This window comes from Acinetobacter sp. UBA801 (assembly GCA_002296655.1).
Lineage (GTDB): Bacteria > Pseudomonadota > Gammaproteobacteria > Pseudomonadales > Moraxellaceae > Acinetobacter.
The window spans coordinates 33313-50564 of the sequence record DBIN01000053.1 but is presented as its reverse complement, the minus strand read 5'-3'; the positions used below and the strand labels follow the sequence as shown (position 1 = coordinate 50564).

Here is a 17252-nt window from a genome sequence, read left to right as displayed (position 1 = left end):
TGTTTACTTTTTAATGACAACTTATTTAAAGGATTTATTATCACCAATAATGCACTCAGCAATCTCTCTTAAGTTTCTGCTTTTAAATTTCATATTCTTATTTTTCGTAAAGGCTATTTGCGTTTAATTTAATATATGCATTGAGACCGTTTCCAAATTTAGCTAGCTGCTTCATATGTTCAACCTTATCTATACCTGCACTTCGATAACTATAAGTATAAATTTTAGCTGTACCACTAAATTTAACCCTTATTATTGTTATTAATGCCTGAAATAACGGTAAAATGATCATTTTTTCTATGTTTGATATAAGCAATGACTGGGATTTTCAACTTCTCTAATGTGTCTAGTGATACAGCATAACCTTTTGCTTGAAAACCTAATTTATTTAATGCTTTCTGCATATCGTCAAAGGATGCCATAAGGTCACCCTTATCCATGATTTTTAAAACTTCTTCTTCAGTTACTTTTTGGTTGTAATAACCATTAAGAAGGGTTGCAATCGATGCAGCACCGCAAGAAAAATCAAGATCTTGTTTTACGATATTATGATCACGGATTTGTTTCCATGATTTTACTTTAATCTCGTTGTGGTAGTGATTGAAGTAAATGGGATTTGCATGAGTGAATTGTGTCATTAATATTAGGCTAATGAAAAGCTTATTCATAAATAATTCTTAGTAAGTATGTTGTATTTCATATATATTCCTATTTTTTATGATCAAAAACATATAGAATTAGTATCATAAATGAAAAAAATATACATACTATTAAAGAAAGAGCCATACTATCTATGAATACAAATGAAATTTTTTTAATAAAAGCATTTAACTCAAGTGGAATCCTATTATTCTTATAGTCTATGAACGTGAGAGCTAAAAAGCTTATAATAGTAAATAATATAAAAGAATATATGGCAGCAAAAGTTTTATTCTTATTTTTAATTTTCTCCAGTATTTTACCAATAATAAAAAATCCAATAATTGTACAGATAACAGCATTCAGTGTTAATGATAGTAAACCATTTACTTCCATAGAATTCCTTAGTTTTCATATCCAGAATTAATTAAAATTTAATTAATTCTGGATGCTAGATTGGAATATAATAGGTTTATCTAAATCTATTATATGTTTGATTAGCTGTAAAGCTGACACCAGTTCCTGTTACTTTGATACCAATTCCTACGGGGTTTGTCCATGTTCGTTGCATATTTTTTACTGTGTTTGCAACGAATCCTCTATTTGCAAAAGTCATTTGTCCCCAATTTTGTGTAATTCCTGTACTGCGTAATGCAGCTCCACCTACCCCACTAGTTAGAGCTCCAACTCCTGTAGAAAAAGCAGCATTTGACCAAGACCAAGAATTTGAATAATTATTAACAAAGTTAGTGCATACAAAACAACCTGAAGCAGTATAGGCATTATATCCATTTGAAAGACTATAACTACCAAAACCTATTCCAGCTCCTATAGCAAAGTTTGCAACAGCCCCTTGAGTATCTTTCATTTCTTGATTAGAAAGTTCAGTCGCTTGAAAGTATCCCAAATTTCATATCCAACTACACCTGAATCACCATCTAAATCCAAATATCTTTCCATATCCATACAAAAAAAATAAAGCCATATATGAAATATGGCTTTATAAAATTATTTCAAGTGTTAAAAAGAATTATTTTAACTACGCCACATTCCCTTCCAAGAAGTCCTGCGCAAAGCGTTGCAATACACCGCCCGCTTCATACACAGACACTTCCTCTTCAGTATCTAAACGACAGGTTACAGGCACTTCAATCGTTTGGTTTTTACCATCATCCGTTGAACGCTCAATCACCAAAGTCAAAGTTGAACGTGGTGCAATGTTACCAATCACGCTATAAAGTTCCGTACCATCCAAACCTAAAGTTTTACGGTTTACACCCGCTTTAAACTCAAGAGGCAATACGCCCATACCCACCAAGTTGGTACGGTGAATACGCTCAAAACCTTCAGCCACAATTGCTTCCACACCCGCAAGACGCACACCTTTTGCAGCCCAGTCACGGCTTGAACCCTGACCATAATCCGCACCCGCAATAATAATTAACGGCTGCTTGCGGTTCATATAAGTTTCAATCGCTTCCCACATACGCATTACTTCGCCTTCTGGCTCAACACGCGCTTTAGAACCTTGCTTAATTGTGCCGTCTGAACGTACCACCATTTCATTAAACAATTTCGGATTCGCCAAAGTTGCACGTTGTGCAGTGAGATGATCACCTCGGTGCGTTGCATAAGAGTTGAAATCTTCTTCTGGCAAGCCCATTTTTGCCAAATATTCCCCTGCTGCCGAATCTAAAATAATCGCATTCGATGGAGATAAATGGTCTGTGGTGATGTTATCGCCCAAAATTGCCAACGGACGCATATTGGCCAATGTACGTGGAGCCGCCAATGCACCTTCCCAGTATGGCGGACGGCGGATATAAGTACTTTGTGGACGCCAGTCGTAGAGTGGACTTTCAGATTTTTCTGACTCACCCAAGTCAAACATTGGAATATACACTTGGCGGAATTGTTCAGGTTTAACCGATGCTTTCACCAAAGCATCAATTTCTGCATCAGATGGCCAAATATCTTTTAAGTAAATTGGGTTACCATTTTGATCTGTACCCAAAGCATCCTTTTCGATGTCAAACCGAATAGTGCCCGCAATCGCATAAGCCACAACCAATGGTGGAGATGCCAAGAAAGCTTGTTTTGCATACGGATGGATACGACCATCAAAGTTACGGTTACCCGAAAGTACCGCAGTCGCATATAAGTCACGATCAATAATTTCTTGCTGAATGGCTGGATCTAATGCACCAGACATACCGTTACAGGTGGTACATGCATAAGCCACAATACCAAAACCAAGTTTTTCTAAGTCTTTCAGTACGCCTGCTTCTTCCAAATACAATGCAGCCGCTTTAGAACCTGGTGCAAATGATGATTTCACCCAAGGTTTACGCAGCAAACCCAATTCATTGGCTTTACGTGCCAACAAACCTGCTGCTACAGTATTACGCGGGTTTGAGGTATTGGTACAAGAAGTAATTGCCGCGATGATGATGGCGCCATCTGGCATTAAACCATCGCTACGTTGTTCTACCACACCCGCAATGCCTTTTTCTTTCAGGTCAGATGTTGAAACACGTGCATGCGGATTCGATGGGCCTGCAATGTTACGCGTTACTGTTGAAAGGTCAAAACGTAACACACGTGGATACTCTGCCTGAGTCATTTCAGATGCCCAAAGACCAATTTCTTTAGCATAAGTTTCAACCAGTTTTACCTGATCTGCTTCACGACCTGTTAAGGTTAAATAGTCGATGGTGTTTTGATCGATATAGAACATGGCAGCGGTTGCACCATATTCAGGTGTCATGTTGGAAATCGTGGCACGATCACCCACCGACATGCTATCTGCGCCTTCACCAAAGAATTCTAAATAAGCACCGACGACACGCTCTTTACGCAAAAACTCGGTTAAAGCCAACACGATGTCTGTTGCAGTAATCCCTGCTTGACGCTGACCAACCAACTCAACACCAATAATATCGGGCAGACGCATCCAAGAAGCACGACCCAACATCACATTTTCAGCTTCAAGACCGCCTACCCCCACAGAAATGACACCCAAAGCATCGGTATGTGGTGTATGTGAGTCTGTACCAACACAAGTATCTGGGAATGCAATGCCTTCACGGTTTTGAATCACTGGGGACATTTTTTCTAGATTGATCTGGTGCATGATGCCGTTGCCCGCAGGAATCACATCAACATTTTCAAACGCAGTTTTAGTCCATTCAATAAAGTGGAAACGGTCTTCATTACGACGATCTTCCACTTCACGGTTTTTACGGAAAGCATCTGGGTCAAAACCGCCATATTCCACCGCTAAAGAGTGATCGACAATTAACTGGGTAGGTACGACAGGATTCACTTTAGAAGGGTCGCCACCCTGTTCGGCAATCGCATCACGCAAGCCTGCCAAATCCACCAATGCAGTTTGACCTAAAATGTCGTGACACACTACACGCGCTGGATACCACGGAAAATCATGCTCTTGTTTACGCTCAATCAATTGTTTTAAAGATTGTTCTAAAATTGCAGGATCACAACGGCGCACTAACTGTTCTGCAAGTACTTTTGAGGTATAAGGAAGTTTGGCATAAGCGCCTGGCTGGATCTCTTCAACGGCTTGTCGGACGTCATAAAAATCGAGCTGAGTGCCTTGCAGTGGTTTGCGGTAGTTGTTATTCATCTGGTATTCGCCCTTACTCTATTGTTCTCAACATCTTATGGGATGATTATTTTCCCTGGTCGAAAGCATTGTACGCCGCCAAAAACCTATTTCCCAAATCTTATATATTTCATATACTTAAATACAAAAACAGGGGTTTTGGAAACATTTAATTACATTTTGAGTAAAATTCTTGCCCTAAAAATGCTTTTTTGTGAAAAATAGCGCAAAATTGACCTCATTCTTTAGTCTTAGATTTTATTGTGAAAGGTTATTCATGCGCGATTTAGCTTTCTGTGCTTTAAGTTTAAACGGTGTTGATGCACAAAAATTTCTGCAAGGTCAGGTGACCGTCAATGTCGAAACCTTAGCTGAAAATACAACGTGTTATACTGCAATTTGCAGTTTAAAAGGACGCGTTCAGTTTGGTTTATGGCTTAAAAAAAACTCGTCTGAAAGTTTTGAAATAATCAGCACTGCCGACCAAGCCGAAGATTTAGCCAAACACATTAAAAAGTTTGGCGCATTTTCAAAAATGCAGCTTGAAACCATCGGTACGGTTTACCCAACCATTCAGGGCAATCACACTGAATTTTCAACTGAAGTCACCGATTTAAACGCATGGCAGCTACAAGCGATTGACACAGGTCAAGCGTGGATTCAAGCCTCAACAGCAGAAGTGTTTCAGCCACAGGAATTGCGTTTGCATCAACGAGATGGCGTGCATTACGACAAAGGCTGTTATTTGGGTCAGGAAGTGGTGGCACGTTTATGGTTTAAAGCCAAACCGAAACGCTGGTTGCATTTAATTCAAGGTTCAGGCGAAGTCCCTGCACCTGCCGCCAAACTGAATAATGATGTAGAAGTGGTAAATAGCATAGCAACTGCAGATGGTTTTAAAGCGTTAGTGGTTGCTAAACCAAGTGCTTTGCAAGAATTATCTGTACAAGTGTTAGATTTACCTGAACATTTAAATGGCGATGTCGCCCGCCCGCAATAGACTTAAAAAAATTGGTTATATCACGAGGGAATCACAAGATTCCCTCGTTCTTTTCTGTGATTTGAATAATTCACAGTTTTTATATTTACATTCACACTTTTCAACTTATGATGAATGCACCACTGCAAAACAAAAGTACATCAATGGAGTGATGTGCAAAAGAGAACAAGGTAAAACTCAAATGATGAAAAAACTACTCATTGCGGGCGCAATCGTCCTATCTAGCAGCATCAGCATGGCAAATAGCAACATTCCAACCGATCCTGCTTTTGCCAAGATTGAACAATTAATGCAAGCCAACAAGATTAAAGATGCCTTTCTGGAATTAGAAAAACTTGCCAAAGCAGACAATGCACAAGCCATGTATAACTTAGGCTATTTGACGCAAACAGGACAAGGCACAGCAAAAAATGAAAAGAAAGCCATTCAGTTGTATGAGCAATCTGCCCAAAAAGGCTACCCTGTTGCAAGTTATGTTTTAGGTAAAAACTATCTTACTGGCGCACTGGGTTTAAAACAGGATGCTGCCAAAGCCAAACAATATTTACAAACTGCATCCAATCAGGGTTTTAATGATGCTACAGTAGATTTAGCAGTTTTATATTTCTCAGAAAATACGGCGGCATCTGACCAAAAAGGTTTAAAGCTATTACAACCCTTAATTGCCAAAGATTATTATCAAGCCATACATGCAAAAGCCTTGTATGATATTAGCACAGGCTTTAAAAATAAAGATGAAGCACCCATTAAGCAAGGGTTGCAAAGCATTCAAAACTTGGCCCAAAAGGGCTATATTCCTGCACTAATGGCAGTAGGCAATATGTTTGTGAATGGTAATATCGTGCCGCAAAACTTGCCTGAAGCGAAAAAGATTTTTGCCTCACTGGCACAGGAAAATGTACCCCAAGCCCAAGAATCATTAGCTGTGGTTGAAAAAATGATGGCAGATCAAGCCAAAGCTTCCAACAAGGCAACCGCTAAGAAAAGTTAAGATAGTTTCTTTATAAAAGCTATTAATCAGAGAAATTTTAAAAAAAGTCTGTATCAGCGTAATACAGACTTTTTGTGATTTGAGCACTTCAAACCAAAATTATAAATATTTACCCGATTGTGTCAATAAAATCGCCACCATCACAAAACCCAATATTGTACTCAACACTAAGGGGACTAATGCTTTTTCATCCAAACCGTAGTGCTGCCCGAAAATACCAAAAGCAATTGGCATGGGTAAAGCTGCCAGTAAAGTCCCGACAAACAACATTTCTCGGTTCACATCTAATGCCCATAAAATCCCAAAGATCGTGAGTGGCATCAGCAATACTTTGAATACGACCAAAACAATACTTTGCAAATTGACCGACTTGATTTGCATACCGACCAAACTTCCACCAATAACAAATAAAGCCAAAGGTGAAGCAGTTTTTCCCAACATTTCTAGAATTTGTGAGATAGATTGTGGCAGTTTTAAGTTGATGAACACACACAACATGCCCAATAAAATAGATAAAATGACTGGATTTTTCAGTAAGCGCTGCACAGTTTCGGCATACACTTGCCAACCTGATTTCGCTGAAGATTGCAGTCCACGTTCTGCCAAAATTAGCATCAATGCCACAATAATTAAATTTTCGACAATTAAAGTTAAAGACAAATAAATTGCGGATTGACTGCCAATCAACAAAGTTAAAATAGCAGTGCCAATAAATCCTGTATTTGACATTGATGCACCCATCGCCAGAACACTAGCATGAGTCAAACTTGAATTAAAATAATGCCGATACAATAAAAAAGCACAAATAAACAGCAAAATAGAACCGCCGCCGTAGCCTAAAAAGTAAGCAGGACTCCAAATTTCTGCCAAACTCTTACTGGCCAAGGCCTGCAATAAAAATGCAGGCAAGGCGACTTTCATAACAAACTGCCCTAGAACCTGAATTGCGTTTGCGTCTATAAACTGGCTTCTGACGGCAAAATATCCCAACAGCACCACTGCACAAATGGGAAATAAAATACTCAGTAACACCCTGACATCCTTTTTCAGTGTTGCCCATAATCGACATGGTTTTTACTGATTTAGCTTACACCGAAGCTCCCGATAAAGCACGGAAAAATAGTGTAAGTTTCACTTATTTTAAAGAGAAATATCAGGAACCTACATTCATATCTGCGGGTTTAAACGGCGCAAATAAACTACGGAACCCATGCGGCTGACATCGTAAATATTGCGGGGCAATTTCAATTTTTTCGCCCAATTCTGCCGCAGCATGCCATGGCCAACGTGGGTCATATAAAATGGCACGTGCTATCGCAATTGCATCGGCCTGTTGATATTGCAAAATACCTTCTGCCTGCATCGGTTCAGTAATCAAACCCACCGCAATTACAGGAATTTTTACAGCTTGCTTAATTGCATGAGCAAATGGCGTTTGATAACCCGCATGCACATCAATTTTTTGATCGACATGCAAACCGCCGCTCGACACGTGAATATAAACCGCACCTAAATGCTCTAGTGCCTTTGCCAAACCCACTGCAGATTCCAGACTCCAGCCATCTGCATCATCCATCCAGTCTGTTGCAGAAATTCGCACGCCAATTGGATAGCCTTTTGGTACAGCATTTTGAATGGCTTGAAATACTTCCAATGTAAGGCGAATACGATTTTCCAAACTGCCGCCATATTCATCTTGGCGGTGATTAGACAGGGGTGACATAAATTGATGCAGTAAATAGCCATGCGCGGCATGAATTTCGATTAAGTCAAAACCTGCATCCACCGCTCTTACTGCGGCGCTGGCAAAGTCTGCAATCACCTGTTGAATTTCATCTTGCGTTAAAGCATGCGGTGGATGTTCGTGCGATTGAAATGGCAACTCACTGGCCGATACCGTCTGCCAGCCATGTTCTTCATTCGGTGCAAACTGTCCTTTGCCCTGCCACGGTTTATCGGTTGAAGCTTTACGTCCCGCATGTGCCAACTGCACAGCAAATGGCATAGGCGATAAACTTTTAACTTTATGCAATAGCGCTTTCATCTGCGCACGCTGCATGTCATTCCATAAGCCTAAATCTGCATAACTAATACGTCCTTCTGCCTGCACTGCCGTGGCTTCTACAATACACATCCCTGCGCCCGACAAGGCATAATTTGCCCATTGCTGCTCATGCCAATAACTCAACTCACCTTGTTCGTTGGCAGAATATTGACACATCGGGGCGATAACAATTTTGTTGGCAAGTTGCAGTGATCCAAATTGAATCGGCTGAAAAAGTAATGTCACGCTGCATGCCCTCATACTGTGCGATTCACCAAAAGCGAATCATTAAATAAAAAAGAAGTAATCACTCGGAATCTGCCATCTGTTTTAGATGGTTTTTTCTATAATAAATGTTCAAAAATGATTTATTTATAACGTGTTGTATGGTTTTTGCAAAGCCTGCTTTTACTTTTCACAGAATAATTTTGCGATCGCACACTATGGCTTGTATTCTATGGCTTGCATTCTATGGATAATGCCCAATATTAAGCGCATTGCTTTTTGCCCTTGACTGCTTAATTTCTACAAGCGGATTGAATTTGTACCATGCCTGAATTACCAGAAGTTGAAACTACCAAAACCAGTTTATTGCCGCTGCTAGATCAAAAAGTCCTGAATGTAGAAGTACGTCAAGCCAGTTTACGCTGGCCAATTTCAGAAAACCTGCATAAACTCACAGGACAAAAACTACTGCAATTGACCCGCAGATCCAAATACATTCTCGCGCAATTTGAACAGGACAGCATGTTGTGGCATTTAGGCATGTCGGGCAGTTTTCGTCTTTGCGATGCGCACGAAGATTTACGCAAACACGACCATCTGATTATTCAGTTTGAAGATATGCAATTGCGCTACCACGACCCACGTCGTTTTGGCTGTATTTTATGGCTCAATGAAAGCTCGCAACACAAACTGATTGATCCACTTGGCCCTGAGCCATTGAGTGATGCCTTTAACCCCGACTATCTTGCACAGAAGCTCAAAAATAAAAATGTTGGCATCAAAGTTGCAATTATGGATAACCATGTCGTGGTGGGTGTGGGCAATATTTATGCCACGGAAAGTCTGTTTAATTTAGGTATTCACCCTGCACAACCTGCATCATCTCTCAGTTTGGAACAGATTGAAAAACTGGTGCTTGAAATCAAGCGCATTTTAAAACAAGCGATTGATTTAGGGGGTTCGACCTTGCGTGATTACAGCAATGCGATGGGCGAAAATGGCTATTTCCAGCAAACCTTGTTGGCGTATGGACGTGCAGGTGAAATGTGCGTGAATTGTGAAACCACTCTAGAAAATTTAAAACTGGGCCAACGTGCCTCGGTATTTTGTCCTGAATGTCAGCCTTTGAAAAAAGTACTCACTGCGACCAAAGCTGCAACAAGCAAACGAGGTAAGAAAGTATGAGAACCGCTATTGTGCGTCATATCTTAGTGAAAGATAAAGAAACCTGTGAACAACTGAAAAAGCGGATTCAATCAGGTGCTGATTTTGCCAAAATTGCCAAACAATTTTCGACCTGCCCTTCAGGAAAAAAAGGTGGGGAATTGGGTGAGGTCAAAAAAGGACAATTGGTACCCGTGATTGATAAATTAGTGTTTACCGCAGCAGAACGCGTACTACACGGACCTGTAAAAAGTCAGTTTGGTTTTCATTTGGTAGAAGTAAAGTTTCGGATGTGATTTATAATGTTTGCAGAAAACCCTATACGATTTAAAAAAATTGATTATCTAGAACTAAACCCTAAGGCTAAAGAAAATTATAACTTCCATCAAATGGCAGCAATACTTTCTAATTATGGCTATAATTAGACCTCTTGCGAAAGTATAGTTTTATCTAATTTTTGAATTGGCTAAAACCTTATAAAATATAGCTTTTGACTGCTTAAAATTTGACTAACGCAAGAAGTCTATTGTATTTGGCTTAATGATGATTGGAACGGTGCAGATTGTATTGCTATGCATATTGATGGTGTTTCTGATATCAAAATTCAACTTAAAGGTAATATATCTTTTGATAAAAAATATTGTGGAAAAAACCTCTATATTGCATTTTTTGAAGATAAACAGCTTTTCATCTATCCACATGACATCGTGTTAAGTCAAGTTGAGGATATTATATCTGATAAAAAATGGTTACAGCAAGGCTCATACTTTCAAACTAAGATTACTAAAAGATTCAAAGAAATTATCGAACCTTATAAAATCCAGAAATAATCTTAATTCAACTAAAACTCTACCCAAACAAAACGGCGCATAAAGCGCCGTTTGTTTTGATTGCGTATTAAAAATTATTGACGTTTTTTCAATTCATCACGAATTTCACGTAGCAATTCGATATCTTCTGGCGTTGCTGCTGGTTCTGGCGCTGCTTCTTCTTGTTTACGGCGCATACGATTAATCATTTTCACCATTAAGAACACCACCCATGCCAAAATAATGAAGTTAATTAAAATCGTAAGGAAGTTACCATAGGTCAGGACGTTTACACCTGCTTTGGTTAACTCATCTAAAGACTGTAAATTGTTTGGGTTATCGCCCAAAACAAAGAACTTTTGTGTGAAATCCACACCACCGCCAGTGATCACAGTAATCAATGGCATGATGATATCTTTCACTAATGAGTCAACAATTTTACCAAATGCCCCACCAATAATCACACCGACAGCCAAGTCGATCATATTACCTTTTACCGCAAACTCGCGGAACTCTTGAATAATACTCATTTAAATCTCCAGTTTTTTTTGACTTTAATTTATGTGACGAAGTATACATTAATTTTATAGCTTCATTTCCACGTAATTTACTCGGAAATCATCTGTTTTTATACATAGGCTTGCTAATTTTAAACAAAAAAATGCCATCAATAAATTGATGGCATTTTTAAATGGCGCTGCCCCGCATGGGGTAACCTCATTTTTAAAACTTATTTACCAGAACGGTTACGTTTACGTTCGTTTTCAGTCAAATAGCGCTTACGGATACGGATTGACTTTGGCGTTACTTCAACCAACTCATCATCTTCAATAAATTCAAGCGCTTGTTCAAGCGTGAATTCAATTGCAGGTACCAGTGTCAACGCATCATCAGTACCAGAAGCACGTACGTTTGTTAACTGTTTCGCTTTGGTTGGGTTAACCACCATATCGTCTGAACGAGAGTTAATACCGATAATCATACCTTCATAAACTTCTAACTGTGGTTTCGCGAATAGACGACCACGGTCTTGAAGTGTGAACAGTGCATAGCCCAGGCAAGTACCTTGAACCATAGAAATCAGTACACCGTTTTGACGTTTCGCAACAGTACCTTGCTTCATTGGACCGTAGTGCGAGAAGCTAGACGTCATGATGCCTGTACCAGAAGTCATGGTCAGGAATTCAGAACGGAAACCAATCAAGCCACGTGAAGGCACAGTTGCTTCAATACGGATACGGCCTTTACCGTCAACTTCCATATTGGTCATTTCGCCTTTACGGTGACCCATTTGTTCCATTACAGCGCCTTGGTGCTGTTCTTCAACGTCAAAAGTCACGTTTTCGTATGGCTCTTGTTTTTCACCATCAATTTCTTTGATGATTACTTGCGGACGCGATACCCCCATTTCGAAGCCTTCACGACGCATGTTTTCAATAAGAACTGAAAGGTGAAGTTCACCACGACCAGATACTTTGAAACGGTCTGGACTGTCAGTATCTTCAACACGTAATGCTACGTTGTGAATCAATTCGCGGTCTAGACGTTCACGGATATTACGTGAAGTTACGAACTTACCTTCTTTACCCGCAAAAGGTGAGTTATTTACCTGGAATGTCATCGATACTGTAGGTTCATCTACAGACAATGGTGGTAAAGCTTCAACATTTTTCGGATCACAAATGGTGTCAGAAATGTTGAGTGCATCGATACCCGTTACACAAACGATATCGCCTGCAGAAGCTTCTTCAACGTCAACGCGATCTAGACCATGATAACCCATGATTTTTAAGATACGGCCGTTACGTGTTTTGCCATCTTTATCGATTACAGTTACTTGTGTGTTTAATTTCACTGAACCACGCTGGATGCGACCAATACCGATAACGCCTACGAAGCTGTTATAGTCAAGTGAAGATACTTGCATTTGGAATGGACCGTCAACGTCAACCGCTGGTGGTTCAACGATGTCTACGATCGTTTGGAACAACGGAGTCATATCTTCAGCAAGTTCTTCTGGAGAAGGACCAGCAACACCACGAAGGCCTGAAGCATAAACAACTGGGAAGTCTAACTGTTCGTCAGAAGCACCCAAGTTATCGAACAAATCAAATACTTGGTCAATTACCCAGTCTGGACGCGCGCTTGGCTTGTCGACTTTGTTAATAATCACGATTGGTTTCAAACCACGTGCGAACGCTTTTTGCGTTACGAAACGAGTTTGTGGCATTGGGCCTTCTTGTGAGTCTACAAGAAGAAGTACGCAGTCAACCATCGACATTACACGTTCAACTTCACCACCGAAGTCGGCGTGTCCCGGGGTGTCCACAATGTTAATGCGGTATTCAGTATCAGTACGTTTGTCTAACCATTTGATTGCAGTGTTTTTTGCAAGAATGGTAATACCACGTTCACTTTCAATAGCGCCTGAATCCATGACACGCTCAATCTCGCCCGCTCGTTCACCGAGTGCGCCCGATTGTTGTAAAAGTTTATCCACAAGAGTTGTTTTACCGTGGTCAACGTGCGCAATAATTGCGATGTTGCGGAGAGTTTTAATATCTGACATTTAAATTCAATACGCTATAAATTTGAGGGCAAATTATACAGAAAAATACTAAAGTTTTATAGTGACACTTTATTGACACACACATTTTTTTTTGATGAGTGGCGTGCTTTGGGTTTTGTAATGCTGTGTAACTCGATTAGAATAGCGCCACTTTTGCAATTTCTTTACGACATATGTCTGATTTTAACCAATCTCCCTCCCCAAAAGCCCAACTTGATCTGGTCTATGGTCTGAATGAGCGTCCAAAACCACTTATCGCTTTTTTAGCCGCTTTTCAGCATTTACTGGCAATTATTGTTCCAATTGTGACCCCTGGCTTATTGATTTGCTTGGCTTTAGGTGTTTCCAAACAAGATACCAACATGATCTTATCAATGTCTTTGGTCATTTCAGGTTTTGCAACTTTTTTACAATGTAAAAAAGTCGGCCCTTTTGGTGCTGGTTTGCTCATTGTGCAAGGCACCAGTTTTAACTTTATTGGCCCGATTATTGGTATTGGCTCTGCCATGGTCGCCGCAGGCACACCGGTTGAATCGGTCATGGCAGCAATTTTTGGTGTCGTGATTGCTGGTTCATTTATTGAAATGGGTGTGTCCCAAATTTTGCCGTGGGTCAAAAAACTGATTACCCCACTGGTCACAGGCATTGTGGTTCTTCTCATTGGGTTGACCTTAATTAAAGAAGGCTTAATTAGTATGGGCGGTGGCTATCAAGCCATGAGCAATAATACCTTTGCCAATACTGACAACCTGATTATGTCGTGCACAGTCTTGGCAATTATTATTATTTTAAACCGTATCAATATTACCTGGATTAAAAGCTCTGCCATTTTAATTGCCTTGGTGATTGGTTATGCAATGGCAGGCATCATGGGTTATCTCGATTTTTCAGGTCTGAAAGATGCTCCACTGGTACAAGTTCCGACACCGATGCATTTTGGACTAGATTTCTCTTGGAGTTTATTCATTCCTTTGACATTTATTTATTTGGTAACGTCACTGGAAGCAATTGGTGATATTACCGCGACATCCAAACTTTCCAATCAACCTGTCGATGGCCCACAGTGGATGCAACGTATTAAAGGTGGTGTATTGGTGAATGGTGCCAACTCATTCTTGGCAGGTATTTTCAATACTTTCCCAAGTTCGGTATTTGCCCAAAACAATGGCGTGATTCAACTCACAGGTGTTGCTAGCCGTTATGTTGGCATCTGGATTGCAGCCCTCCTCATCATTTTAGGTCTATTCCCTGCGGTCGCAGGTGTGATTCAGGCTGTGCCTCAAGCCGTACTAGGTGGTGCTGTGATGGTGATGTTTGGTGCCGTTGCCGCTTCAGGGATCAATATTCTTTCAGGTGTCGTTTTAGATCGTCGTGCCTTGCTGATTATCGCAATTTCCTTGGGCTTAGGCTTAGGTGTTGCACAAGTGCCACAAATTCTGGAACACTTACCTGAATTATTCCGTAATATTTTCAGTTCAGGCGTTGCAACAGGCGGTATTGCAGCACTTATTTTAAACATTGTGCTTCCTGAAACTAAAAAGTAATTACATGTCCAAAAAACACTGTCTGAAATGAACTTAGACAGTGTTTTTCTATTGGAGAGAACCATGACCCCCCAAAGCGAAGTTTTACTCAGACAATATGACTATTTGTCTGGTCGTGTTCTACTGATCAATGCCCCAACCGATCAACTCCTCGCAGAATTGGGTGACTCAATCCAAGCCTCTGTCTGGACATGGAATTTCAACGACTATCAATACTTTCAAAATCAACAAGCGCAAGTGCATTTTGGTGCAGAGTTTCCTGCTGCCGAGTTTGATCAAGCAGTTATTTTCGTACCCAAATCCAAAGAATTACTGAATTATTTAATTCATAATGTTGCGGCCCAACTCAAAGTGGGCAGTAGCATATTTTTGGTGGGCGAAAAGAAAGCTGGAATTGAGCGAGCTGCAAAGCAATTACAACCTTATGGCAAAACACTCAAGCTAGATAGCGCACGCCACTGCCAACTTTGGCAACTGATTTTAGACTGCAAGGTTCAAAATAAGGCCTTAGCAGATTGGGCGCAAAACTATACCGTTGCTACACCTAAAGGTGATTTACAGATTTGTGCATTGCCGGGTGTATTTAGCCAAAAACACTTGGATGTTGGCACTGCCGTGTTATTACCTTATTTAAATCAGGTGACTGCTGGAAAAATTGCAGATTTTGGCTGTGGCGCGGGTGTGATCAGTGCTTACTTAGCCAAACTTAATCCTGAAAATCGTATTTTTGCTTTAGATGTCGATGCCTTTGCTTTAGCCTCAACGCAAATGACGTTTGAAAAAAATCAGCTCAACCCACAACAGCTTGAAATTAAAGCCGTGACAGGCATTGAGGATGCACCGTTATTTTTGCATGCCATCGTGAGTAATCCCCCGTTCCATCAAGGCATTCAAACACATTACGATGCGAGTGAAAATCTGTGTAAAACTTCACGTCGTCACCTGAAGTCGGGTGGTGAACTTTGGATTGTGGCTAATCGTTTTTTGAATTATCCACTCTTAATTGAACAAAGTTTCGGTCAATGCACAATCAAGGCAGATCAACAAGGCTTTAAAGTACTGTTTGCCAGTACACAAAAAAATACGAAGGACGCATGATGAGCGAAACTCAAAACAATCGACAGTTACAGCGTAAGCTCGGTGCGCGTCACTTAAACATGATCGCCATTGGTGGCTCAATTGGTACAGGTTTATTCCTTGCTTCAGGGGCCACCATTGCCAACGCAGGTCCTGGTGGCGCCTTGCTTGCGTATGCCCTCATTGGTGTAATGATTTATTTTTTGATGACCAGTTTAGGGGAACTTGCCACCCACAATCCAACGTCTGGGGCTTTCTTTACCTATGGCACTAAATATGTCGAAGGTGGTTTTGGTTTTGCACTCGGCTGGAACTATTGGTACAACTGGGCCATTACCGTGGCATTTGAATTGGTGGCTGTACAATTCATTATGAAATTCTGGTTTCCCGAGATTCCTGGTTTCTATTGGAGTGCGTTATTTCTAGCGGTTGTATTTGGAATTAATGCATTAACCGTAAAAGGATTTGGTGAATCAGAATTTTTCTTCTCGCTGGTCAAAGTCCTTGCAATTGTAGCGTTCATCATCATTGGTTTATTTATGATTATCAAAATCATGCTGACTCCAAATGTTGCTACTTTTGCCAATTGGAGCAAAGGTGAAGCGCCATTTGTAGGTGGATTATCTGCCTTAATTGGTGTAGCGATGATTGCAGGATTCTCTTTCCAAGGCACCGAAATGGTCGGAGTTGCAGCGGGCGAATCTAAAAATCCCAAAAAGACCATTCCAATTGCAATTAAACAAATTTTCTGGCGCATCTTATTATTTTATATCGTCTGTATTTTCATCATCGGCACACTCATTGCCTACGATGACCCTCGTTTACTCCAAGCAGCAGCGACTGATAATATCGCCCTTTCTCCTTTTACTTTACTGTATGAACAGGCAGGTTTTGCTTTTGCAGCAAGTGTTATGAATGCAGTGATTTTAACGGCTATTTTATCTGCTGGTAACTCAGGCATGTATTCCTCTACCCGTATGCTATTTGATATGGCACGCAAAGGTAGCGCACCAAAAGCTTTTGCACGACTGGATGCACGTGGCGTACCCATGAATGCACTTTATGCTACTACCGCAATTGCCGCACTGTGCTTTTTAACCACTTTTATTGGTGAAGAACAAGTATTTAACTGGCTACTGAATATGTCAGGTATGTGTGGCTTTATTGTCTGGCTTGGTATTGCTGTATCACATTATCGTTTTCGTAAAGGCTATTTGGCACAAGGCTACCAACTGCATGATTTAGCCTATCGTGCTAAATTCTTTCCATTTGCCCCGTGGTTTGCCTTTATCCTATGTGCGATTGTGGTCTTAGGTCAAAACTACCAAGCGGTGCTTGATGGTGAATGGTTAGCGGTATTATCAACTTATATTGGGATTTTTTTATTTTTAGCCATTTGGTTAGGTTATAAATGGAAGCACAAAACCAAACTGATTGCATATCAGGATATGGATGTGAAACCACTACACCCTGATCATGACTAAAAAATTTCTTCTTCTATTCACTTCATTTAAGAAGCTAAGGTTCAAAAAAACAGCCAACATTTGGCTGTTTTTTAGGGTAAA

General features: G+C 40.4%; 15 protein-coding genes. 8 read left to right on the top strand and 7 right to left on the bottom strand.

Annotated features, from left to right (window positions below):
• Positions 1–242 precede the first annotated feature (242 nt).
• From B2W49_RS10920 to acnD, 3 genes are all read right to left on the bottom strand, one after another.
• Entirely contained in the window at positions 243–668 is a 426-nt protein-coding gene (locus B2W49_RS10920; protein ID WP_291341233.1) for a C39 family peptidase, read from the bottom strand.
• Positions 669–1111: 443 nt separating this feature from the next.
• On the bottom strand, positions 1112–1546 hold the full coding sequence (locus tag B2W49_RS10915) for a hypothetical protein (RefSeq protein WP_291341231.1): 435 nt from the start codon (positions 1544–1546) through the stop codon (positions 1112–1114).
• Positions 1547–1678: 132 nt separating this feature from the next.
• Positions 1679–4285 (bottom strand): Fe/S-dependent 2-methylisocitrate dehydratase AcnD, encoded by a 2607-nt coding sequence (gene acnD, locus B2W49_RS10910; protein WP_291341229.1) that lies wholly within the window; start codon positions 4283–4285, stop codon positions 1679–1681.
• Positions 4286–4541: 256 nt separating this feature from the next.
• On the opposite strand from acnD, the gene B2W49_RS10905 reads away from it, so the two are divergent.
• Positions 4542–5264 carry a YgfZ/GcvT domain-containing protein gene (locus B2W49_RS10905; RefSeq protein WP_291341227.1) on the top strand — a complete coding sequence of 241 codons (723 nt, stop codon included), beginning with the start codon at positions 4542–4544 and terminating at the stop codon, positions 5262–5264.
• Between the two features lie 184 nt (positions 5265–5448).
• Positions 5449–6255, top strand: coding sequence for a tetratricopeptide repeat protein (locus B2W49_RS10900; protein WP_291341225.1), 807 nt, complete (start codon positions 5449–5451; stop codon positions 6253–6255).
• 99 nt (positions 6256–6354) lie between these two features.
• On the opposite strand, the gene B2W49_RS10895 is transcribed toward B2W49_RS10900, so the two are convergent.
• Together B2W49_RS10895 and B2W49_RS10890 are read right to left on the bottom strand one after the other, a co-directional pair.
• Positions 6355–7287: an AEC family transporter gene (locus tag B2W49_RS10895; protein ID WP_291341223.1), complete on the bottom strand. Its 933-nt coding sequence runs from the start codon at positions 7285–7287 to the stop codon at positions 6355–6357.
• Between the two features lie 121 nt (positions 7288–7408).
• On the bottom strand, positions 7409–8545 hold the full coding sequence (locus B2W49_RS10890; RefSeq protein ID WP_291341221.1) for an NADH:flavin oxidoreductase/NADH oxidase: 1137 nt from the start codon (positions 8543–8545) through the stop codon (positions 7409–7411).
• 303 nt (positions 8546–8848) lie between these two features.
• Here B2W49_RS10890 and mutM point away from each other — a divergent pair, with 303 nt between their 5' ends.
• The 3 genes from mutM to B2W49_RS10875 all read left to right on the top strand — a co-directional run bounded on the left by mutM (position 8849) and on the right by B2W49_RS10875 (position 10518).
• A complete protein-coding gene (gene mutM, locus B2W49_RS10885) occupies positions 8849–9709 on the top strand; it encodes a bifunctional DNA-formamidopyrimidine glycosylase/DNA-(apurinic or apyrimidinic site) lyase (protein WP_291341219.1) in 861 nt (286 codons plus the stop codon).
• Positions 9706–9984, top strand: coding sequence for a peptidylprolyl isomerase (locus B2W49_RS10880; RefSeq protein ID WP_004972420.1), 279 nt, complete (start codon positions 9706–9708; stop codon positions 9982–9984). Before mutM ends, B2W49_RS10880 begins: the two co-directional genes overlap by 4 nt.
• Positions 9985–10260: 276 nt before the next feature.
• The gene (locus B2W49_RS10875) at positions 10261–10518 is read left to right on the top strand and encodes a hypothetical protein (RefSeq protein ID WP_291341217.1); all 258 of its coding nucleotides are present in this window, start codon (positions 10261–10263) and stop codon (positions 10516–10518) included.
• A 74-nt stretch (positions 10519–10592) separates the two neighbouring features.
• Here B2W49_RS10875 and mscL read toward each other — a convergent pair whose 3' ends face one another.
• Together mscL and typA are read right to left on the bottom strand one after the other, a co-directional pair.
• Positions 10593–11027, bottom strand: coding sequence for a large conductance mechanosensitive channel protein MscL (gene mscL, locus B2W49_RS10870; protein WP_178867335.1), 435 nt, complete (start codon positions 11025–11027; stop codon positions 10593–10595).
• Positions 11028–11227: 200 nt separating this feature from the next.
• Entirely contained in the window at positions 11228–13066 is a 1839-nt protein-coding gene (gene typA, locus B2W49_RS10865) for a translational GTPase TypA (RefSeq protein WP_291341215.1), read from the bottom strand.
• 173 nt (positions 13067–13239) lie between these two features.
• On the opposite strand from typA, the gene B2W49_RS10860 reads away from it, so the two are divergent.
• The 3 genes from B2W49_RS10860 to B2W49_RS10850 all read left to right on the top strand — a co-directional run bounded on the left by B2W49_RS10860 (position 13240) and on the right by B2W49_RS10850 (position 17171).
• Positions 13240–14610: a uracil-xanthine permease family protein gene (locus B2W49_RS10860; RefSeq protein WP_291341214.1), complete on the top strand. Its 1371-nt coding sequence runs from the start codon at positions 13240–13242 to the stop codon at positions 14608–14610.
• 63 nt (positions 14611–14673) lie between these two features.
• Complete coding sequence (locus B2W49_RS10855) at positions 14674–15708, top strand: methyltransferase (protein ID WP_291341212.1); 1035 nt, start codon at positions 14674–14676, stop codon at positions 15706–15708.
• Positions 15708–17171: an amino acid permease gene (locus tag B2W49_RS10850; protein ID WP_291341210.1), complete on the top strand. Its 1464-nt coding sequence runs from the start codon at positions 15708–15710 to the stop codon at positions 17169–17171. The genes B2W49_RS10855 and B2W49_RS10850 overlap by 1 nt, the downstream gene beginning before the upstream one ends.
• Positions 17172–17252: the final 81 nt, after the last annotated feature.